The organism is Gemella sp. GL1 (genome assembly GCF_013415365.1).
GTDB lineage: Bacteria > Bacillota > Bacilli > Staphylococcales > Gemellaceae > Gemelliphila.
In genome coordinates, this window is the sequence record NZ_JACBYB010000007.1 from 150,290 (window position 1) to 172,090 (window position 21,801).

General features: G+C 30.0%; 24 protein-coding genes. 4 read left to right on the forward strand and 20 right to left on the reverse strand.

All coding sequences use genetic code 11. From position 1 onward, the window contains the following. The 16 genes from pheT to cmk form a co-directional block, all read right to left on the reverse strand. Nucleotides 1-2,388 carry a phenylalanine--tRNA ligase subunit beta gene (gene pheT / locus HZY82_RS00900; protein ID WP_135157043.1) on the reverse strand — a complete coding sequence of 796 codons (2,388 nt, stop codon included), beginning with the start codon at nt 2,386-2,388 and terminating at the stop codon, nt 1-3. 14 nt (nt 2,389-2,402) lie between these two features. Continuing rightward, a complete protein-coding gene (gene pheS / locus HZY82_RS00905; protein WP_135157041.1) occupies nt 2,403-3,422 on the reverse strand; it encodes a phenylalanine--tRNA ligase subunit alpha in 1,020 nt (339 codons plus the stop codon). Nucleotides 3,423-3,668: 246 nt separating this feature from the next. Further along, nucleotides 3,669-4,454 (reverse strand): GTP-sensing pleiotropic transcriptional regulator CodY, encoded by a 786-nt coding sequence (gene codY / locus HZY82_RS00910; RefSeq protein ID WP_135157039.1) that lies wholly within the window; start codon nt 4,452-4,454, stop codon nt 3,669-3,671. A 76-nt stretch (nt 4,455-4,530) separates the two neighbouring features. Further along, nucleotides 4,531-5,838 carry an FADH(2)-oxidizing methylenetetrahydrofolate--tRNA-(uracil(54)-C(5))-methyltransferase TrmFO gene (gene trmFO, locus HZY82_RS00915; RefSeq protein WP_179938413.1) on the reverse strand — a complete coding sequence of 436 codons (1,308 nt, stop codon included), beginning with the start codon at nt 5,836-5,838 and terminating at the stop codon, nt 4,531-4,533. A gap of 74 nt (nt 5,839-5,912) precedes the next feature. Further along, nucleotides 5,913-6,386, reverse strand: a complete 474-nt coding sequence (locus HZY82_RS00920) for a MarR family winged helix-turn-helix transcriptional regulator (protein ID WP_135157035.1) — start codon at nt 6,384-6,386, stop codon at nt 5,913-5,915. A 13-nt stretch (nt 6,387-6,399) separates the two neighbouring features. Continuing rightward, nucleotides 6,400-7,134: a biotin--[acetyl-CoA-carboxylase] ligase gene (locus tag HZY82_RS00925; protein WP_135157033.1), complete on the reverse strand. Its 735-nt coding sequence runs from the start codon at nt 7,132-7,134 to the stop codon at nt 6,400-6,402. A gap of 160 nt (nt 7,135-7,294) precedes the next feature. Continuing rightward, entirely contained in the window at nt 7,295-7,510 is a 216-nt protein-coding gene (locus HZY82_RS00930) for a type 1 glutamine amidotransferase family protein (protein ID WP_135157031.1), read from the reverse strand. Between the two features lie 144 nt (nt 7,511-7,654). Then, entirely contained in the window at nt 7,655-8,101 is a 447-nt protein-coding gene (locus HZY82_RS00935) for an ArsR family transcriptional regulator (RefSeq protein ID WP_135157029.1), read from the reverse strand. Then, entirely contained in the window at nt 8,098-8,298 is a 201-nt protein-coding gene (locus HZY82_RS00940; RefSeq protein WP_135157027.1) for a hypothetical protein, read from the reverse strand. Before HZY82_RS00940 ends, HZY82_RS00935 begins: the two co-directional genes overlap by 4 nt. A 39-nt stretch (nt 8,299-8,337) precedes the next feature. After that, nucleotides 8,338-8,511: an oxidoreductase gene (locus HZY82_RS06675; RefSeq protein ID WP_135157075.1), complete on the reverse strand. Its 174-nt coding sequence runs from the start codon at nt 8,509-8,511 to the stop codon at nt 8,338-8,340. 240 nt (nt 8,512-8,751) lie between these two features. Next, on the reverse strand, nt 8,752-8,913 hold the full coding sequence (locus HZY82_RS00955; protein ID WP_179938415.1) for a hypothetical protein: 162 nt from the start codon (nt 8,911-8,913) through the stop codon (nt 8,752-8,754). 275 nt (nt 8,914-9,188) lie between these two features. After that, nucleotides 9,189-10,433: a tRNA uracil 4-sulfurtransferase ThiI gene (gene thiI / locus HZY82_RS00960; RefSeq protein WP_135157023.1), complete on the reverse strand. Its 1,245-nt coding sequence runs from the start codon at nt 10,431-10,433 to the stop codon at nt 9,189-9,191. After that, a complete protein-coding gene (locus HZY82_RS00965; protein ID WP_135157021.1) occupies nt 10,423-11,571 on the reverse strand; it encodes a cysteine desulfurase family protein in 1,149 nt (382 codons plus the stop codon). The genes thiI and HZY82_RS00965 overlap by 11 nt, the downstream gene beginning before the upstream one ends. A 49-nt stretch (nt 11,572-11,620) precedes the next feature. Continuing rightward, the gene (locus tag HZY82_RS00970) at nt 11,621-12,052 is read right to left on the reverse strand and encodes an acyl-CoA thioesterase (RefSeq protein WP_135157019.1); all 432 of its coding nucleotides are present in this window, start codon (nt 12,050-12,052) and stop codon (nt 11,621-11,623) included. Between the two features lies 1 nt (nt 12,053). Beyond that, a complete protein-coding gene (locus HZY82_RS00975; RefSeq protein WP_135157017.1) occupies nt 12,054-12,641 on the reverse strand; it encodes a lysophospholipid acyltransferase family protein in 588 nt (195 codons plus the stop codon). After that, on the reverse strand, nt 12,634-13,317 hold the full coding sequence (gene cmk, locus HZY82_RS00980) for a (d)CMP kinase (protein WP_135157015.1): 684 nt from the start codon (nt 13,315-13,317) through the stop codon (nt 12,634-12,636). The genes HZY82_RS00975 and cmk overlap by 8 nt, the downstream gene beginning before the upstream one ends. Before the next feature lie 188 nt (nt 13,318-13,505). Here cmk and mvk point away from each other — a divergent pair, with 188 nt between their 5' ends. The 4 genes from mvk to HZY82_RS01000 are packed head-to-tail and all read left to right on the forward strand — an operon-like array spanning nt 13,506 to nt 17,179. Next, complete coding sequence (gene mvk, locus HZY82_RS00985; protein WP_135157013.1) at nt 13,506-14,312, forward strand: mevalonate kinase; 807 nt, start codon at nt 13,506-13,508, stop codon at nt 14,310-14,312. Beyond that, nucleotides 14,294-15,205, forward strand: a complete 912-nt coding sequence (gene mvaD / locus HZY82_RS00990; RefSeq protein WP_135157011.1) for a diphosphomevalonate decarboxylase — start codon at nt 14,294-14,296, stop codon at nt 15,203-15,205. Before mvk ends, mvaD begins: the two co-directional genes overlap by 19 nt. Next, nucleotides 15,172-16,212 (forward strand): mevalonate kinase family protein, encoded by a 1,041-nt coding sequence (locus HZY82_RS00995; protein WP_135157009.1) that lies wholly within the window; start codon nt 15,172-15,174, stop codon nt 16,210-16,212. Before mvaD ends, HZY82_RS00995 begins: the two co-directional genes overlap by 34 nt. Nucleotides 16,213-16,225: 13 nt before the next feature. After that, nucleotides 16,226-17,179 carry an alpha-hydroxy-acid oxidizing protein gene (locus tag HZY82_RS01000; RefSeq protein WP_135157007.1) on the forward strand — a complete coding sequence of 318 codons (954 nt, stop codon included), beginning with the start codon at nt 16,226-16,228 and terminating at the stop codon, nt 17,177-17,179. A 14-nt stretch (nt 17,180-17,193) separates the two neighbouring features. Here the strand turns inward: HZY82_RS01000 and HZY82_RS01005 are convergent, their stop codons facing one another. The 4 genes from HZY82_RS01005 to HZY82_RS01020 all read right to left on the reverse strand — a co-directional run bounded on the left by HZY82_RS01005 (nt 17,194) and on the right by HZY82_RS01020 (nt 21,796). Further along, the gene (locus tag HZY82_RS01005; protein WP_179938417.1) at nt 17,194-18,174 is read right to left on the reverse strand and encodes a serine hydrolase; all 981 of its coding nucleotides are present in this window, start codon (nt 18,172-18,174) and stop codon (nt 17,194-17,196) included. Between the two features lie 128 nt (nt 18,175-18,302). Then, nucleotides 18,303-19,589 (reverse strand): adenylosuccinate synthase, encoded by a 1,287-nt coding sequence (locus HZY82_RS01010; protein WP_135157003.1) that lies wholly within the window; start codon nt 19,587-19,589, stop codon nt 18,303-18,305. A 142-nt stretch (nt 19,590-19,731) separates the two neighbouring features. Beyond that, nucleotides 19,732-20,487: a GNAT family N-acetyltransferase gene (locus HZY82_RS01015; RefSeq protein WP_135157001.1), complete on the reverse strand. Its 756-nt coding sequence runs from the start codon at nt 20,485-20,487 to the stop codon at nt 19,732-19,734. Nucleotides 20,488-20,557: 70 nt separating this feature from the next. Next, entirely contained in the window at nt 20,558-21,796 is a 1,239-nt protein-coding gene (locus HZY82_RS01020) for a S1C family serine protease (RefSeq protein WP_135156999.1), read from the reverse strand. Nucleotides 21,797-21,801: the final 5 nt, after the last annotated feature.

Genomic DNA, 21,801 nt, shown 5'->3' on the forward strand with positions numbered 1-21,801 from the left:
TTACCTTATTATTGCTCCATATTCTTCCAAAGTTCTAAGAACCTTGTTATGAACTGCAGTAATTTCTTCTTCTGTTAATGTCTTCTCACTATCATTATAAGCAATACTTATTGCTACTGATTTTTTACCACTTGCTAAGCCTATTCCTTGGTAAACATCGAATACGTCTACAGATTTGATTAATCTGTTATTTAATCCTAAGATTAAGTTTTCAATATTTGAATAGGCTTCTTCTTTGTCTAGTAACATAGCTATATCTCTAGTTACTGTTGGATATTTAGATACTTCTGTGTATATAGGACTTACCTTATCATTTGTTAAAACTTTATCAAGATTAATTTCAAATACATAAGTTTCATCTAAGTCTAATTGTCTTGCATATTCTGGATGAATTGCTCCTATAAATCCAATTTCTTCCCCCTTGTAAAATACACTAGCTGTTCTTCCTGGATGTAATAAATCTAATTTTGATTTTTTATACGTAATCCCACTTAATCCTAATTTTTTAAAAGCTACCTCCAAATAAGCTTTAGCCGTAAAGAAATCAAATTTATTTTCTTCTTTCTGCCATCTACTTAATTCATCTTTACCAGATAAAACACCTGTTAGATATAAAACTTCTTCAGGCTGAATATTATCATCTCCTGAACCAAAGAATACCTTACCAATTTCTAATAATTTTAAATTTTCTTGTCTTCTTGCCTTGTTATAAGCAAGTGTAGTTAGCAGACCAGGTACTTGTGATTGCCTTAAAGTTGAGTGAGTTTCAGTCATTGGCATCAAAAGTTTAACCTTATGATGATCCATCAAGGTAAACTGATCTGCTTCTTTTTCAGATACTAATGAGTAGTTAATTGTATCGTTAAATCCAAGTGACAAATAGCTTTTTCTCAGTTCTCTTATTAGCCTTTGCTTATAAGTTAGCCCACCTTGTATAGCTTTACTTGTCAGTGGTAAAGTAGATTTAATATTGTCATAACCATATAATCTAGCAACTTCTTCTACTAAATCTTGTTTAATTGTAATATCTGGTCTTCTACTAGATGTTTTTACAAATAATTCATCTTCATTTCTCTCCACTGCAAATGACAATGATTTTAATAAATTTTCTACATCTTCTGCTTTTAGATTAATTCCAATATAATTGTTTAAATAGCTAGTGCTTACCTTAATTTCTTTTTCTTCAAATTTATTTTCTACTGCCACTACTTCTTCTGCTGCTGCCTTAGGGCAAAATTCTAAAATTAACTCTAAAGCCCTTGATAAAGCTAGTCTTTGCATATTTGCATCAATACCTTTTTCAAACCTAACCGATGAATCACTTCTTAATCCATGTCTAGACGAAGTTCTTCTTATAGAAATTGGATTAAAGTAAGCCGATTCTAATACTATATCCTTTGTAGAATCAGATACTTCTGTATGTTTTCCTCCCATAACTCCTGCTAATGCAACAGGTTTAAAAGCATCCGTAATCACCAAGTCTTCTACTGTCAGCTCCCTTTCCTCTCCATCAAGTGTTATTAGTTTCTCTCCTACATTTGCTTGACGTACTAAAATATTAGTTCCTAACAAATCTTTATCAAAAGCATGCATAGGCTGACCATACTCAAGTAATATGTAGTTTGTAATATCTACTATATTGTTAATCGGTCTAATACCAGACTTCATAAGCTTAGATTGCATCCATAATGGAGAATCATTAATTTCTACATTCTTAACCACTTGTCCTAAATAATTTATACAGTTAGAACTATCCACTTTTACTGTAAGTTCACTTGCTTCATAACCTTTGTTCACATTAGCTTTTTCAAAATTTACTTCTTTATTATATAAAGCAGAAATTTCATAAACTAGACCCCTCATAGATAATGCATCTGCTCTATTAGGTGTGATTGCTATATCAATTATCGAGTCATTTAATCCTAGTAATTCAATAGCATCTTGTCCAGGAGTAACTTTCTCTTCAAATACAAAAATTCCATCCTGAGTTTTCTTAGGAAGAACTGATGAAGAAAATCCTAATTCTTTAAGAGAGCAAATCATCCCATTTGATTCTACTCCCCTTAATTTAGCTTTTTTTATCTTAATACCCGGTAATTTAGCACCTGGTTTAGCAACTATTACATACTGACCAGCATCAACATTAGCCGCACCACATACAATTTGTAAAATTTCATCACCAACATTTACTTGACATACATTTAATTTCTCAGCATCTGGGTGTTTTTCTTTAGACTCAACATATCCAACTACTAGATTAGATAAATTTGCATCTAATCTAATCACTTCTTCAACTTCTAATCCACCACGTGTAATTTTATCAGCTAAAATTTCAACTGAATCCTCAATATTTACTAATTCTTTTAACCAATTATAACTAAGTAACATATCTTCCTCCTAAATTAATCGTTTCTATCACTTGAAAATTGTTGTAAAAATCTTACATCATTTGTATAGAATGATCTTATATCACTGATTCCATATTTAAGCATGGCTATACGCTCAGGTCCCATACCAAAAGCAAATCCTGAATAAATTTCCGGATCAAAGCCTGCCATTTCTAATACTTTAGGATGAACCATACCTGCACCCAAAATTTCTAACCATTTTGTATTTCCTTCTCCATCTTGTCCCCAAGAAATGTCTACTTCTACTGATGGTTCAGTAAAAGGGAAAAATGATGGACGTAGTCTAATTTGTCTATCTTGTCCAAATACTGATTTAATTAAATATTCTAACGTACCCTTTAGGTCAGAAAATTTAATATTTTTATCAACTACTAATCCTTCAATTTGAGTAAATTGATGAGAATGCGTTGCATCATCATTATCACGTCTAAATACTTTACCAGGACAAATAATTTTGATTGGACCTTCTCCTTCAGTTTTTAGCATTTCTCTTGCTTGTACTGGAGAAGTCTGCGTTCTCATTAATAATTCATTAGTAATATAAAAAGAATCTTGCATATCACGTGCCGGATGATCTTTTGGTAAATTAAGCATTTCAAAGTTAAATTTGTCTGTTTCTACCTCTGGACCTTCAGCTACAGAATATCCTAGTTTAATAAACAATTCTTCAATCTCTTCAATTACTTTATTAAGTGGATTCATTCCCCCTAATTCAACTTCTTTTGCTGGAAGTGTGACATCAATTTCTTCGCTAACGAGTTTTGCTTCAACTTCTTTCTTAATAAGTTCGTCCTTAGTTTCCTCTATATGTTTATTAATATATGCTTTAATCTCATTAACAGCTTTACCGAATGCAGGTCTTTCTTCTGGAGAAAGATCTTTTGCTCCTTTCATTATTTCTGTAAGACTTCCCTTTTTTCCTAAAAATTTAACTTTCAAGTCATAAAGTGATTTTTCATCACTTACCTCTTTTATTAATCTTTGATATTCTTCTTTTATATGTTCTAAATTCATTCTTATCTCCTAATTATAAATAAAAAAGTCCCTGGAATAATCCAGGGACGAATAATCGTGGTACCACCCATTTTTAAGAGTACTACATACTCTCCTTTAATAGTCTTTAACGAAACCACCCGACTCTACTCACTAGTGCTTATAGAATCACTCATAAGCTGAAAATATATAATACCTTCTACAATTCTCTCAGTCTAGGAATTGTTTCCTGTAAGAATTTAATTATACACCGTCTTAATCATTGTTTTAAATATTTTCTTTAGAAAAGATATACTCTAGGAAGTATTCCTTTTGAACTTTAATATAAGTCCCTTTCATACCTAGAGATTTTGATTCAATAATACCTGCTGACTCCAATTTTCTTAAAGCATTTACAATCACAGATCTTGTAATACCTACTCTATCAGCTATTTTCGATGCAATTAGTAAACCTTCTGTTCCATCTAATTCTCTGAAAATATGATCTACAGCATCTTTTTCTGACGTCGATAAAGAGTTCATAGCCATTATAACTAAATCTTTATCTCTTGCTATATTCTTCTCTTTATCCTGTTTTTCATGCAATACTTCTATTCCTACTACTGTAGATGCATATTCCGCTAATACTAGATCTTCTTCTTCAAAGTTTTTATTTAATTTACCAAAGACTAGTGTACCTAATCGTTCACCTGCACCACGTACAGGTAAAACTACGGTAAATGTTTTTCCATCAAATCTTTCTTCCTCTTCAATTGGGAAAATAGAAAGTTCATGTCTAAACGGAATATCAGTCATTGTTGAATATATTTTTAAAGCTGCTTGCAAATAATCTTTCGTGACATATCCTGTTTTAATCATATCATCAAGACGTTGATTAGAATAATCGATACTTGAATCATAACCTAAGATTTTTCCATCATTATCAATTATATATACAACAGAATCTAGTATAGGACTTAATCTCATAGCCATTGCTTCGAAATCCACTTTATCATGACGTCCTTCTTGCAATATAGCACTTATTTTTCTTGTTCTTTGTAATAAACTAGCCATCTATTCCTCCTTTATTTAATTTTATCATAAATTATTATACAATTTTTCAGACAAATTGTAAATATTTTTTTAAAGTCTACAGGATATTTTTAGAGAATTCTGCTAAAACTTCTAAAGAACGCTCAGCATATTTCGTATACTTTTCCTTTTTATCTTTAATTCTTTCTTCTAAAGGTTTAATTACACCAAAGTTAGCATTAATTGGTTGGAAATTTTTATTTGTTGTATCTACTATATAGTTAGCCATAGCTCCTATCATAGTTTCCGTTGGAAATATAATCTCCTTATCATTTTGATTGTTAATTGCATTTAAGGCAGCAACTATCCCAGACGCTGCCGATTCAACATAACCTTCTACTCCAGTCATCTGTCCTGCAAAATAAATATTATCTTCTTCGATTAATTGGTAAGTTCTTTTTAGGAGTGTTGGTGAATTTAGATATGTATTTCTATGCATAACTCCATATCTTACAATATTAGCATTTTCCAAACCTGGAATCATAGAAATAATTCTTTTTTGTTCTCCCCATTTTAAATGGGTTTGGAATCCAACTATATTGTATAAGGTTCCCTCTGCATTATCTTGACGTAATTGTACTACTGCATATGGTCGTTCCCCTGTTTTGGGGTCTTCTAATCCTACTGGTTTCATAGGTCCAAATAACAATGTTTTTTCCCCACGTCTCGCCATTTCTTCAAAAGGCATACAACCTTCAAAGTAGATTTCTTTTTCAAATTCTTTCAGTGGTGCTACTTCTGCATTAATTAATTCATTGTAAAATGCTTCAAACTCTTCTTTTGTCATTGGACAGTTTAGATAAGCCGCTTCTCCTTTATCATAACGTGATTTTAGATATACCTTATCCATATCTAAAGAATCCTTTTCTAATATTGGTGCTGCCGCATCGTAGAAATATAATCCTGTTTGCTTAGTATATTTTTTAATATCTTCTGATAGGGCATCAGATGTTAGAGGACCAGTTGCAACAATTACAGGATTTCCTCCTTTAGGTATTTCTTTAATTTCTTCTTCAATAACTGTTATATTAGGATGATTTTTAATTTTTTCTGTAATTAATGCCGAAAAACTTTCCCTATCTACTGCTAATGCACCTCCCGCAGGTACCTGTGTTGCATCTGCACAAGAAATAATTAAAGAGTTTAATCTTCTCATCTCTTCTTTCAATAGTCCAACTCCATTAGTAATATCATTTCCTCTCAATGAATTTGAACATACTAACTCTCCAAATTTTTCTGTTTTATGGGCCGGTGTCATTTTTTTAGGTCGCATTTCATATAACTCTACTTTTACTCCTCGTTCTGCTATTTGCCAAGCAGCTTCACTTCCTGCTAAACCAGCACCGATAACGGTAATCTTTTTCATTTTCGTCTCCTATTTTCATATAATCATATATTTAACCTGTAAATTATAATGTATCTAAAGATAATTGTAAAGTCTTAAATATCCTGTTTTTCTAGAATTGTTCTGTACTCTTCCTTCAAATATTCTAAGATATTTCCTAGGCTCTTGTTGAGAACTAGACTTTCTTCATCTGTAATGACCTCCATAATTTTTTTAGTTATAATATCATGATACTTTTTATGGATTTTCAATATATCCTTGGCCTTGTCCGTAATCTTTACTCTCACAATTCTGCCATCATTTTCATCTCTAAATTTAGTTAAATATCCTTTTTTTATCAACTTACTTGCATTAATAGAAAATGTTGATTTAGTTATCAACATAGATTTAGCAATACTAGTTACTGTATTATTTTCTTCTGAATTTACTACTGATTCTAGTAAATGAATTTCTGTAACACTTAATTTAGAGCCGCTTTTTTGTAGCTCTTTTTCTTGTATATATAAAATGTATTTGAATAAATCTCTAACTAGTTCATTAACAATTTTTAATGTTTCTTCTTTACCTATAAGACTGTCTCCTCTATTTTTTCTTAATACTTACTTTTCCACTTAGTAGAGGTACTATTTCTCCTGATTTATCTAATAATAGGTACCCATATTTGTTTACTAATAGTGCTACCGCTGAAAATGACTCATTATTAGTATATACATCTACTTCTTTACCTATAATACTAGATGCCTGCTTATATATTTCTAAATAAGTTGAATCATCTCTTAGATATTTATCTATATAGTCTACTATTTTGATAAGTAATAAATTTTCATCTATTTGAATATTTCTAACACTTTCAATAGCTCTTATCTCTGCTAAATTACCTGAAATTTCTACTTTCTTAGTATTTAAGACTACATTTATAATTAAATAATCTAGTTTATTTCCTGCTGTTTGTGGATATTGACATAAAATTTCCCCTACCTTTTTATCATCCAAAATTAAGTCATTTAACCATTTCAACCCTAGATCTATATCATATAGCTCTTTAAGAGCTGAATAAACTGCTGTTGACGTCAGTGTATTTATCTTCAACACTTCTTCAATAGAAATATCATCTTTGATAAGTAAAGACATATTTATTGTAGAAATAGATTTTCCTCCATCTTTACCACCATCTTCTTTAGCTATAACTATATGGTTAAACTTTCTTTCATCTACATATTTTTTGATATAGTCCATTGTTGAATCCAGATTTTCAACTAGTTCAAAAGTATATTTCTTATTTAAATTCCCTTGTAATTTTTCTTTTGATATGCTCATTATATAGTCTCCTTAAATAGATGTTTAGTATAATTATATTATAATTTAGGCTACTTTCAAAATCTTATACAGAATAAGTCGATAATTTTATAAAATTTTCTCCACTATCACTCGTATTATTTTACACATAATTCCTCCAATTAAATATATTCAACTACTTTTACATTCCACTTTCAAGCAATAATAATTTTGCAACTTCTCTAGGTGACCATGGATTTTGTCCAGTTATAAGTCTTTGATCAGAAATCGCATACTCTTTGAAAAATCTTTTCTTACTATATATTGCTCCTCTTCTCTTTAGTTCCTTTTCTGTAGAAAAGGGAACTTTATTATATTTTCTGCTTAATATTTCTAATGTACTAATTCTCCTAACCATAAACCTGTGGCTATATTATACTTCTTATATTTTTCCGTATTTGTTAAAACTATTAATATTTTTTTCATTGTAGATCTCCTTGCCTCATGTTCTGTATATTTTTTAAAGATTCTATCAGCTTTTCTAATTCAAATAATGCTTTGTCTAATGATACCCTATAATATTTTTTATTTCCTTTTTTCTTGAAACTACTAGACCACTTTGTGATAACAACTTGAGATGATGTGATATTGCCGGCATAGATAGTTCTGACAAATCTACTAACTCACTAACTGTCAACTCTTTATTCTTCATTAAATTTGTTAAAATTTCTTGTCGGTGAAAAATTGCATCCAATAATGATGGCCAGGTATTTGTAGTTATTTTGGGCTTTTTGTTTTTAGCATATGCTTTCATTAATCTTTGATAGTAAACTAGTCCTATCAAGCCTCCTAGTTTTTTATCCAAACTTTTTATCCCAGTTGTTAATCTTTTTGTTTCTATAATATCATACTCATTATCTTCAATTAAATTAGGAATATTAGGTTCTATTACAAGGGGTCTAGCAATCCCTATTAAATCTGCGATATTTTCTTTTAACAAATCAATCATAGAATCTTCACTACGAATACCCCCGTTAAAATAAGTGGAGCTTTTACTTTTTCTTTTAATAGTTTACTGTACTCAGAAAAGAAAATAGTATTCTTATTTTTACTTGTAGTTTCATTCATTTTAGGATTTTCATAACTTCCTCCCGATATTTCTACAAAGTCTATTCCCATTTCATCCATTTTTTGAATTACCAACATAGATTCTTCCTCAGTTAAACCACCCTCCTTGAAATCGGATTAATTTATTTTTAAACCTATTGTAAACTTTTCACTCGTAACTTCCCTCATTGCTAAGTATATCTCAAGTAAAAATCTCATTCGATTCTCTAAGCTTCCACCATATTCGTCGCTTCTTCTATTGTCATAAGCTGCTAAAAATTGGCTTATTAAGTAACCATGTGCTGCATGAATTTCTACACTATCAAAACCAGTTTTTTAAGAAATCTTTGCTGTCCGAGCAAATTTTTTAATTAAATTTTTGATTTCTATATTAGTCAATTCCCTCGGAGGATTAAATAAATTTCCTATGTCTCCTTCTATTGGGATCGCACTAGGTGCCACAGGCCTTTTAGCAATAGTTTTTGGAACCTGCTTACCAGGGTGATTTATTTGAACTATTATTTTGGATCCATTTATCTGTCCGGCTTGGGCTCAAGATCTCAATACCTCTTTATTAATATTTTCATTAAATACAATATTTCCTGGTTCTGCCCAATAATTTTCATCAACCATAACATTTCCGGTTATAATGAGTCCAGTTCCTCCTTGAGCCCAAATTTTATATAAATTAGAAATTTCTTCTTTAACTTTCATTTCTTTTGTTCCCATGGCTTCATTCATAGCAGCTTTAACAAATCTGTTCTTAAATATTAATCCACTTCTTAGTTTTAGACGAAAATAGTATATCTTTCATAAATTTAACCCACCTTTACTTTCGTATTTTTAAACTTTTAAAAATATTGTATTGTTATAACTTATATTTTTCAATGAACATGTTTCAAAAATATTGTCTCAAATAAAAATATTCCTATACTAAGATTATCTTAATGATAATCTTAGTATAGGAATACAATTATTATAAAAGAATTTTATAATAATCCTGAAAAATCTTCATTGTCTTGAAGATTTTTCTCTCTATTTTCTTCAAATAAATTTACAGCTTTTGTATTAACTAAATAAGTTTGCGCACTTGCAATACATTCTTCTATTAATTCAGAATAATCATCTCTTGCTTCATAGCCTATAATTTTTTTCAATTTTGGTCTTGTTTTTGGTGCTTTTGGAGTGAAAATTGTACAGCAGTCTTCGAATGGTAAATTTGAAATTTCATAAGTTCCTATTTCTTCTGCTATTTTAATAATATCCACCTTATCCATTGTTAATAAAGGTCTCAAAACAGGCATATTTGTTACTTCATTTATGCAGTTCATTGATTCAAGTGTCTGGCTTGCCACTTGCCCCAATGATTCACCTGTTGCTAGAGCTAAACAATCTTCCTTTCTGGCGATTTTGTCTGCTATTTTTAACATAAAACGTCTTGTAGATGTCATAGTGTAATTGGATGGTATTCTTTTAACAATTTCTGTTTGAAGTTTTGTAAAATTTACAACATGAACTTTGACAGTTCCTATTACCTTACTTAATTCTTGGGCAAGAGAGAATATTTTATCCAATGCTTCTTTAGATGTAAATGGAGGTGATTGAAAGTGTAGCATTTCGACTTCCACCCCTTTTACTTGTAGCATATGTGCTGCTACAGGAGAATCAATTCCCCCGGATAATAATAAGAGCGCTTTGGATGATGTATTAACCGGAAATCCTCCTACCCCTTTGATAAAGTCTGTAAAGATAAAAATACCTTCACTTCTTACCTCAACGTTGATTACAAAATCAGGATTCTTAACATCTACTTTTAAATTGGGGTAATTAACTAAAACATGACTACCAAAAATATTATTTAATTCATTAGTATTATTAGGAAAATTTTTGTTTGGTCTTTTAGTTTGTATTTTGAATTTATAATTTCCGTCTAATTTAGTATGCAACAATAAATCAATATTTTTCTTAGCATCTTCAATATCTAATCCTGCTCTTAATACAGGAGAAAATGTATGAATTCCGGGTATTCTCTTCAATGAGGTTAAAATTTCATCTATATAATCATTCTTATCTAAATGGATATACATTCTATCTCTTTTTGTTTGAATGTGATATCCCTTAAATTCTTTAAAGTTTAGTTTTATGTTTTTAGTTAATTTTTTTAAGAATTCATTTCTATTTCCAGATTTTAGAGTTAGTTCTCCATACCTTACTATTATGTGACTATATTGCACTTTCTATTACCTCCTCAAATTGTTTATATTTGTCTTTAAATACTTTAATAAATCCATCTATATCTTCACTAGTAGTAAAGTATGAAAGACTTATTCTTATAGAACCTTTGATATTTTCTTCACTAAGTCCCCTTGCGTAAAGTGCCTCGTTAACAGAAAATTTCTTAGATGAACAAGCGCTTGTTGTTGAAACCATAACATTTTCTTCATTTAAAGAATTTATTATGGCCTCTCCCTTAATCTTTGGCAAGGAAATATTAATAATTGAGTCTACGAAATTTTCATCCTTAGGTGAGTTTATCTCTAGATATTTCAAGGATCCTAATTCATTAATAATTCTTTCTTTAAAAACTGAATGCCTTTCCTTAATCTCCTCAATTCTCTCACTATATAATCTCATAGCTTTCGCCATAGAAACTATTGATGGTAAATTAATTGTCCCGCTTCGAAGATTATCTTCTTGCCCTCCACCATAGTTAACATTATTAACTGTTCTTCTTGATTTCACATATAATATTCCAATACCTTTAGGTCCATGAAATTTATGAGCAGATGCTGAATAAGAATCAATCAAACTTAGATCTATTTCTTCTTTTATCACACCCTGGACTCCATCAACATGAAAGTGGACTTTTGGATAATCTTTTAAAACTTCAATTATTTCTGCAATTGGCTGAATAGTTCCAAATACATTATTAACCTGCATCACACTTAGTAAAATTGTATCTTTTGTTAATAATCTTTTTAAATCTACTAGATCTACTCTTCCCATCTTATCAACACTGACATAATCTAAAACAAATCCTTCTTTTTCTAAAGCTCTAAAAGTTTCTAGAACTGAGGGATGCTCAATTTTAGAGACTATTATTCTATTCCCAAAAGCCTTTTTATGTTTTGCAGCACCTAAAATTGCTATATTATTAGACTCTGTTGCCCCAGCTGTAAAGTAAATTTTCTCTTGTTCTACTTTTAATATATCTGCTATTTGTCTTCTTGATGCATCCAGTAATTTAGCATTATTTTTTCCATAATTATTAATACTTGCTGTATTACCGTAGAATTTTTCATTAACTTCTATATAACTATCTAAAGCCTCTCTAAACATCTTTGTAGTAGCGGCGTTGTCTAAATAAATCATCGTTCCTCCTAATAAAGTTATAAAACTTAAGGTAGTACTACCTTAAGTTTTAATTCGCTATCTCATTATTAACTACATCTTTTAAAATTTGATCCCATTTAGGTAAATATCTATCAATTCTTACCGCTCTATCACTGTCTGCTCTTAAAACATTATGAGTTGACTTTGCCGTAATTATTATTACATCATCAATGCAAATCTCATAAGTAAATGTAGATTTTACTCCTGAATGTTTCAAAAGTCCTACATATACTCTCACTTCTTTAGGACTATATCTAATATTTTCCTTTATAGATACTCTAGTTTCAGCATCTGCATAATAAAATCCATAATTTTCTAAAGAATCAATATCAATACCCACCGAAATTAAAAAATGCTTTCTTGCAATCTCTAACCATGAATAAATATTAAGATTATCAAGATAAGATGCTTTATTAAAAAATTTCTTCTCTAATCTAAATTTTATTGATTTTTCGTACATACTATATCTCCTTCTTTATTATATTCTCTATAGATTTCATAATTTCAGATGTAATTTGATCGTGTTTATAACCCTCTTCTCTTAAAGAAGTTACATTTATTTCATCTCCGATCACAATTTTTATCTCAGAAAACAATCTAAAATGTTTTTTAGGGATAATAGCAAATGTCAATACATTAGCTCCTGCTCTTGAGGATATTAAAGATACTCCACTATGCCCCTCTCCTAACTTTAAATCTTTTGACTTCGATCTAGTTCCCTCTGGAAAAATACCTATATTTTGACCAGATTTTAATCCATTAACCGCCGCTGCTATACATGCTCTATCAAAAGAACCACGTTTTACCGGTATGACCTCAAGTTTCTCTAGTAAATTTTTTAAAATAGGTATTTTAAATAATTCTTCCTTAGCAATAAACCTTGTTGCTTTATCAAATAGAGTATATATTAAAACTGGATCATGATTACTTGTATGATTTCCAGATAAGACTACCCCAGAAGCATTTTCAAGTTTTTCCTTATTGACTATACTTATCTTATAAAATATTTTGTAATAAGTTCTTATTAATTTTTTAATTATTCTATACACTTAACTTACTAACCCTAACTTTCTCAATAATTTCTTTTATCTTATTGACCACTTGTTCAATAGTCATATTACTTGTATCTATCTCTATGGCGTCATCAACTTTCACAAGTGGTGCTATCTCTCTATTTTTATCTTGATTATCTCTAGTTTCAATATTTTTTTTCAGTTCCTCAATATCTACACTCTCTCCATTCTCCCTCAATTCTTTAAATCTTCTCCCAGCCCTTTCTTCGACTGATGCAGTTAAATATATTTTTACATCTGCTTTGGGCAAAACTACTGAAGCAATATCTCTTCCATCCATAATCACATCGCAAAAGTTGGCTAAATCTCTTTGAATATCAATTAGATAATCTCTTACATTTTTACTTCTAGCAAATAATGATGTATAGGTTGAAACTTCATTAGTTCTTATCTTATCAGTTATGTCTACACCATTAACTTCTTGATATTGCTTAAAGTCTTTAAAATATACTTTTATTTCTGTATCCTTCAATATCTCTGCAATTTTTTCTTCATTCAATTCTTTTAAATTTTTCTCTAAAAATGTATAACACAAAGATCTATACAAAGCTCCTGTATCTATATAATTAAAACCTAATTCCTTCGCCACTTGTTTTGTTATTGTAGACTTCCCTGAACCTGCTGGTCCGTCTATTGCTACAGATATATTCATAAATGCACCTCTACTAATAATTTATCTAAAATATTATACTACAAATATGGTATAATTTCTATTCATTAATTACTTAATTAAGTATCCTCACTTACCCCATCATAAAATCATATAATTAATTTTACATTACCTTATTTTTCTATTATAATTAATATATTCACTATAATTTAAATTATCAAGAGGTTTGTATGGCTCATGCTAAAGCAATTTTCTTTGGTGAACATGCCTTAGTTTACGGTAAAAAAGGAATATCAATTCCTCTTAACCAAATGAAAATAAATGTAAAATTAAATAAAACTGATACAACTCAGGAAAGAGATGAAATTATCGATTATATAGCTAAAGAATGCGGAATTAGTAATACTACAGAAATTAAGATTACTTCTTCTATTCCTTTAGGCCGAGGATTGGGTTCATCTGCTGCCCTATCTGTTGCAATTGCAAGGGCAAATTCTTGCAAAAATATTAAAGAAATTGCTGATAAGTGCGAAAAATTCATCCACGGTAATCCAAGTGGTATTGATGTAAGTCAGGTACTAAGTGATAAACCCTTACTCTTCTCTAAAGAAGAAGGAGCTCAGGAACTAGATTTTACTTTAGATGCTTATCTTTTAATTATTGATACTGGTATTGTAGGAATAACTAAACACGCAGTAGAAAGAGTTAGAAAAAATTATGAACAAAACAAGAGAGCTATTGAAGAATTGGGGAATATAAGTCTTGAAGTTATTGAACCTTTAAAGAATAAAGATATCGAAAAGGTAGCCTCCTATATGAATAAAGCTCATATTTTATTAAATGAACTTAGTGTCTGCCATCCTGCTAATAATGAAGTTGTAGAAATTTCAAAAAAAAATGGGGCAATTGGTGCTAAACTTACAGGTGGTGGCGATGGTGGTTGCTGTATAGCCCTCACTCCAGAACAAAATACAGCAAAAAAGATACAAAAAAAACTAAAAGAGAAAGGATATTCATCATGGATAGTTACTCTATAGGTTATGCAAATATAGCCTTGATTAAATATTGGGGAAAGAAATCAAAAGACCCTGTCTTACCATACAATCCAAACTTATCACTTAGATTGGATAAATTATATACTAAAACAAAGATTGAAAAATCAGAGTCTGGACAAGATGAATTTTATATCAATGACGAAAGACAAGGAGCTGATGAATTAAAAAAAATCATCACTTTTGTAAATAAATTCACACCGGAAAACAGAGAAAAAATTAAAATAATTAGTTACAATACTGTCCCTACTGCAGCTGGATTATCATCTTCCTCATCAGGAACTATGGCACTTGTGCTTGCTTGTAATGAATATTTCAGACTTGAAAAAAGCACTGAAGATTTAGTTAAAATTGCTAAAGAAGGATCTGGTTCTTCATGTAGAAGTTTTTACAAAATGGCTTCCTGGTTAGAAGATGGATCTGTTCACGAAATTAAATGTGATTTAGATTTGGCTATGATGGTACTTGTAGTTAATGAAGGAAGAAAGAAAATTTCTAGTAGAAAGGCCATGGAAGACTGTGTTCAAACATCTTCTTCCTATGCTGATTGGGTAAAACAAGCTAGGCAAGACTACAAAGCTATTCTTGATGCACTAGCAAAGAATGATTTTACAAAAATTGGTAAATTAACAGAATCTAACGCTTTAGCTATGCACTCTACTACAAAATATGCTAATCCCCCATTTTCTTTCTTGGAAGAAGATTCTTACCTAGCCATGGATATTGTTAAATCTCTACGTTCAAAAGGATTGGAAGCCTATTTTACAATGGACGCCGGTCCAAATGTAAAAGTCTTATACTTAAAAGAAAATCAAAAAAAAATATATGAGGAAATATTAAAGGTATGGAAGAAAAAAATCATACTGTGCACGGAATAGCCTACGGTAAGTTATATCTTGCTGGAGAATACGCTATTTTGGAAGATAATGCGAAAGCCATTATAACATCAGTACCAAAAAAAATAACCGCCTATGTCAAGGCTGATACAGTGACTACTATTAGTGACAATGTCTACAATACTAAAGTTGCATTAGATGAAGAAAACAAAAACTTTACCACAATTCAGTCTTTAATAACATTTATTCAAAACTACTGTGGTGTCAATAAAGCATTTTCTCTAAAGATTGATAATGAACTTATCTCTAATAATAAAAAATATGGTTTAGGTTCTTCTGGTGCTGTATTAGTAGCTATTACTAAAGCTTTATTAAGATTTTATAAACAAGAGTTTAATAGTCTTAAAGTTTTTAAACTGGTTGTTTTATTTTCTTTAAAAAATGGTATGTCTGGTTCCATGGGAGATATAGCTGCTTCTTATGAAGAAGGCGTTACATACTATAAAAAATTCAATGATAAAATAATTAAAGAATATATCCAGAACTACTCAGATAAAGAAATTATCGACAAACTAGACTGGCCAAACCTTCAAATTGAAAAACTGAATGTAAATGTACCTATAGAAATCATTGCTAAATGGACAGGCGAAGTTATTGATACTAAAATACACGTGAAAAAATGGGCTCAAAATAAAAAAGAAATGAATATGCCCTCATCTAACTTAAGAGAAAAAGTAAAAAGAATTTTAGAAAAAAGAAAATATAAAAAATTTATTGATAGATCCAATCAATTAGTAATTCGGTTAAAAAATTTCTTACAAGGAACTAATCCAGAATTAGTTGCCCTAGTAATAAAAGATATAAGAAAAAATCTTTTATATCTGGAGGAAATTTCTAATATACCAATGGAGACTATCGCGATGAAAAAATATATCATGACTTTCTCCGCAGGAAAACAAAGTGGTTCTGGCTGTGGAGATATGGTTTTAGGTTTTAAAATAGATACTTGTGATAAATTTACAATTACTTTGGACCTTACTAAATTATAAAGGACTATACTAAATGAGAAAAATAGATCATATTAATATTGCTTTGCAAGATAAAACATTATCTACGTCTTTAGATGAATATAGAATGGAATATAATTCTATTCCATTATTTGGCTTAGACGATGTAGATACCTCTACTACTATTTGTGGCTATAAATGGCAATATCCATTTTTTATCAACGCTATTACCGCAGGTGGTGATGAATGTAATAAAATAAATAAAGATTTTGAAGAGGTCTGTGGTGAAATGGGTATAGAATTTTTCCCCGGCTCATATTCCCCCGCTTTAAAAAACGAAGCAGATAAAATTTCCTATCCTAAATATAGATCTGTAAATTTAGGATTAGATAAAAATATTCATCAGATTATTGAAGCTATAGATACTACCAACGCCAAATATCTACAACTTCATATGAATCCTCTACAGGAGATGATTATGCCAGAAGGTGATAGAAACTTTGAGACCTGGTTAGAGAACTTACAAAATGCTAATGAAAAGATAAATATTCCCATAATTCTTAAGGAAACAGGTTTTGGAACTGGAAAATCCGTTTTTGAATTAGCAATAAAATTAGACAAGGTTATGGCCGTTGACGTTTCTGGTAAAGATGGAACTAACTTTGCTAAAATTGAAAATGGTCGTTCTTCTAGTCCTTCTCCCTATCTTGAGGAAATTGGTTATACTACTGCCCAGTCCTTAGAAATAGCTAAAAATTATAGGAAAAACCTAGATATTATTGCAAGTGGAGGTATAAGAAACTCTCTTGATGTTATTAAAGTACTTGCTCTTGGAGCAAAAGCTGCTGGTGTTTCTAGAAATTTCTTAGAAATACTCTTATCTTCAGGTAAAGAAGGATTAAAAAAAGAGATTAAAAAATGGCAAAAAGAAATTAAGTATCTAATGATTTTATGCCATGCTAAAAATATCGATGAACTTTATGGCAGAATAACAAAAATAAAGAAGTAGAAAATTCTACTTCTTTATTTTTGTTTTTCATCATGAAGTTCATTTATTTGTCTTGCTATGTCTGGGATAGATGTTCCTGGATTTGGCAATCCTTCTGTATAAATTAATAGCAAGTAATCACCATTTTCTCCAAATACTATAGATGTATCATTTGAAACATTTGGAATCTGTCCATATTTAGAAGCGATAGTTTTTCCAGGTATACCTTGTTTTATCCAAGCACTTGCCTGTGTATCTTTTAGGTATTTTATCAAGTTTTGATATTTATCTTGATTCTTATACAGATGCAACCATACTTTTTCAACTGATTCAGGTCTCATCTTATTATTCTCTAGTAATATCTGATCTGTACTTATTCCTAATCCAGCATAAACTCTATTTACAATCGTCATCATATTATAATTAGATCCCTGTAATAGTATATTAGTTGCTGTATTATCTGAATAAGTAATCATATTCATAATTACATACTCTAATTCATAAGTTTTTTTCTTAGGATTATTAGTAATATGACCATTTCCTGCAGCTGCATAAGATGCCTTATATGCAAGCGGTAAACTTGGATCTATCTCACCACTAGCTATCCTATTGTAGGTATCCATAGCATAAATCACTTTTGCTGTTGATGCAAAAGAGAAATATTCCTTATCGTTATAGCCATATCTGTATCCTGATTTAATATCCTGATAAATAACCGATATTTTTGCTTTAGAATATTTTGCTTCATAAGCTGCTATAATGCTATTAATAGCTCCTGTCATCTGTTCATTATTATACTTTTCTTGCTCTGAATTTACTATTACGGTAGTTGTGGCTGGTGGCTCTTTAATTTCTACCACTGGCTCCTCAGTTTTTTCCTTAAAAATATCATCGTAGGCAGCACGAGAAGTGAATACGAAAGCTATAATAAAGAATATTATAACTAATTCAGCCATTCTTCTAAAATTTTTATTTACTTTTTTTTTAGATGGTCTTCTTCTTTCTTTTTTATTCATGAATTTATCCTTTATAATTTTTCATAAACACTATTTTATATCGTATCTTTACAGTATAACATACTGTTTATAATTTTACAAAAAACAGAGTAGATAGTTAGATCACTCTAACTATCTACTCTTATAGTTTACTTCCATAAATCTTCTAATAAGTGTGTTTGATTTCTATCTGGTCCTGTTGAGAAGACAGAGATTTTAACACCTACTAATTCTTCAATTTTCCTTAGATAATTTTTTGCATTTTCTGGTAATTCATCAAATGAGGTTACACCAGTAATATCTTCATCAAATCCAGCTAATACTTCGTAAACTGGAACACATTCATTGATAATATTTTCATTGGCTGGATATTCTGTTAGTAACTCACCTTTGTAATCATAGGCTGTACAAATTTTTAATTCCTTTAAGCCGCTCAACACATCTAAGCAGTTAATTGATAAATTAGTCATACCTGAAACTCTTGAAGAGTGACGCATTACTACTGTATCAAACCACCCAATACGACGGGGTCTTCTTGTAACTGTTCCATATTCATTTCCGACTTCTCTTATTTTTTCTCCTACTTGGTCGAATAATTCTGTTGGGAAAGGCCCATCTCCAACTCTTGATGTGTATGCCTTACAAATACCTAAAACTTTAAATCCTTCACTTGGAATAAATCCATTACCTACAGTTACTCCTCCTGCACTTGGATTAGAAGATGTTACATAAGGATATGTACCGTGGTCAATATCTAACATTACTCCTTGGGCACCTTCAAATAAAATATTTTCTTTTTTATTCTTAGCATCTTCTAATAATTTTGCAGTGTCTGTTACATATTCTGCTAATTTTTTACCGTATTCAAAATATTCATCAAAAATTTCATCTACTATAAATCCACTAGCACCATAAATTTTTTCAAATACTTCATTTTTTTCCAATAAATTTTGTTCTAATTTTTTACGTAATAAGTCTGCATCTAGCAAATCTGCAATTCTAATTCCACATCTCTTATATTTATCAACATATGCAGGACCTATACCTTTTTTAGTAGTTCCTATCTTGTTTTCTCCACGTCTTTCTTCCTCTAACTCATCAAGTTTTAAATGGTATGGTAACACTACATGTGCTCTATTAGAAATTCTTAATCCCTTACAAGTAACACCTGTTGCTTGTAAGCCTTCAATTTCTCCACAAATCCATTTTGGATCTACCACTAAACCATTACCTATTATTGATAATTTATCCTCATTAAAAATTCCTGAAGGTATTAATTGCAATTTGTATGTTTTACCATCAAATTTAATAGTATGCCCTGCGTTGTTTCCTCCTTGATATCTAGCTATAACATGAGCATCTTCAGATAGAAAATCAGTAATTTTACCTTTCCCTTCATCTCCCCATTGTGAACCAACAATAACTATCGTAGACATTTAATTGTCCTCCTAAAATTTTTTACTCCTCTATTATAACAGTTCCTCTCAACGTTTGCAATATACTCTAAAAAAACTAGTATTATGATCAAAAAAACGAATAAAGACCATTAAAAAATGGTTATCTTTTTAAGATAACCATCTATAGTTCGTTTTTCAAATAAGAGATTCTTGTTGAAATATGGTCAAAACCAATTTTCTCGTACATATATTTAGGTGTATCATTAGAATCTGCAACTAAAATAACAAATTTTTTATGAAATTTTTTTATTGCATAAGAAATCATAGAAGAAGCTATCCCCTTTTTTCTATATTTTTTTTCAACATAAAGATTATCTATCTCAAAGTAATCTTCTGATAAAATAATATTCACACTAGCAATTATTCGATTATCATCTTTTGCAATTAACTGAATAATTTCTTCTCCCCTAATTTCGTCATATATAAATTCTCTATTATGTTCTGCCCACTCTTTATTTGCGTACTCTAAGTCAATTTCATATATAAATTGAAGATAATTGGTATAATCTTTTCTATCTAATAAAGTAATCTCAAACTCGCTTGTATTTTTTAAGTTTTTCTTTTCTACATCTAAACAATATAAATCTAATTCATTTTTATGAAAATTTTTAGAGAAAAGATACTTTTCTATTTTTTTATCTAAATTTTCATTTTCACCTAATACTATATTTATAAAATTCACACCTATTCCACTAAAGAATGCTCTATTAGCTTCAATGTAATATTGCATTTCTTCAATAGTGGTTGGTAAAATTTTAATTTCTAAATAGTTATCATCATAAGCTAATTTAGATTTTATTCTTCTATGGATTAAATAGTTTTCTGTCTCAAAAGCTACCTTAGATTTTTTGTGTAAATTAATAAATGAGTACGACATATATTTTTTCCTTAATTAAAATTCAAAAACATTATATCATACTCACAAAAATTATTCTAAAAATTTACTTTTAATTTGTTGACTTTAATTCTCCCAAAACTAGTTGTATAGAATTTTCATTCCCATTTCTATAATAGCTTAAATTAACAGTATCTCCTACTTTTGTTTTTTCAAATAGATACTTTCTTAATTCAGCTACAGACTTTATCTCAGTATTATTAATCTTAGTAATAATATCCATTTCTTTTAAGCCCGCTCTTTCTGCTGCTGAATCCTTCTCTACATTTCTGACTATAACACCTTGTTTAGAAGCATCATAATTCAATTCTTCTTTTACCGTTTGAGAATTTAAAGTAGATAGTGAAATCAACTGTAAACCTAAAGCTGGTCTCTTAACACTTCCATTTTTTTCTAACTGTTCCGTAATCAACTTAACTTCATTTGATGGTATAACAAAACCTATTCCTTCAGCACTAACCGATGAAGTCACATTAGAAATTTTTAACTGGTTTATACCTATTAATTGACCAGAACTATTAATTAATGCTCCCCCGCTATTACCAGGATTTATAGCTGTATCAGTTTGAATAACTGTCTGATACCAGTCACTTGTTCCATCACTATCTATATCCATAGGAACTTGTCTTTCTGTTGCAGAGATTATCCCCTTTGTTACAGTATTAGATAATGTGGCTCCTAGTGGAGAACCTATGGCTAAAGAATCCTGTCCTACCACAACTTTATCACTATCTGCAAATTCCATTACAGATTTTACATTAGCAGATGAAATTTTTAAAACAGCTAAATCTGTCCATAAGTCTTTACCTACAATCTCAGCTTCAATATTGCTACCGTCACTTAAAATAATTTCTATTTTCTTAACTCCATCAATTACATGATTATTCGTAACAATATATGCAGATCCTAAGTTTTTTTTGTAAATTACACCACTTCCATTAGCTACCGCTCTCATACCATCCTTTATTTTCGAGCTGTCTACATTTGAATTTCCAAACAATCTAGCCTGTAAAGTAGTCGACACATCTGAATATCCTACTACAGATACTACAGAATCTTTGGCAATTGCAGCTGCATTAATATTTGCTACTTCTTCCGAAGAAGCAAATAGAGGACTAGCGGTTTTTTTTATTTTATTTTCCATAAATTTATAGGAAGTTAAGCCTCCTAAAGAGAAAACAACTAAAAGTAATAAAGGCCATTTCAATAGATTTTTTTTCTTCGATGAAGTGATTTCTGTTTCATTTTTTTCTAAATTATTTTGTTCATTGTTCTTTTCTTGTAAATCCATAATTA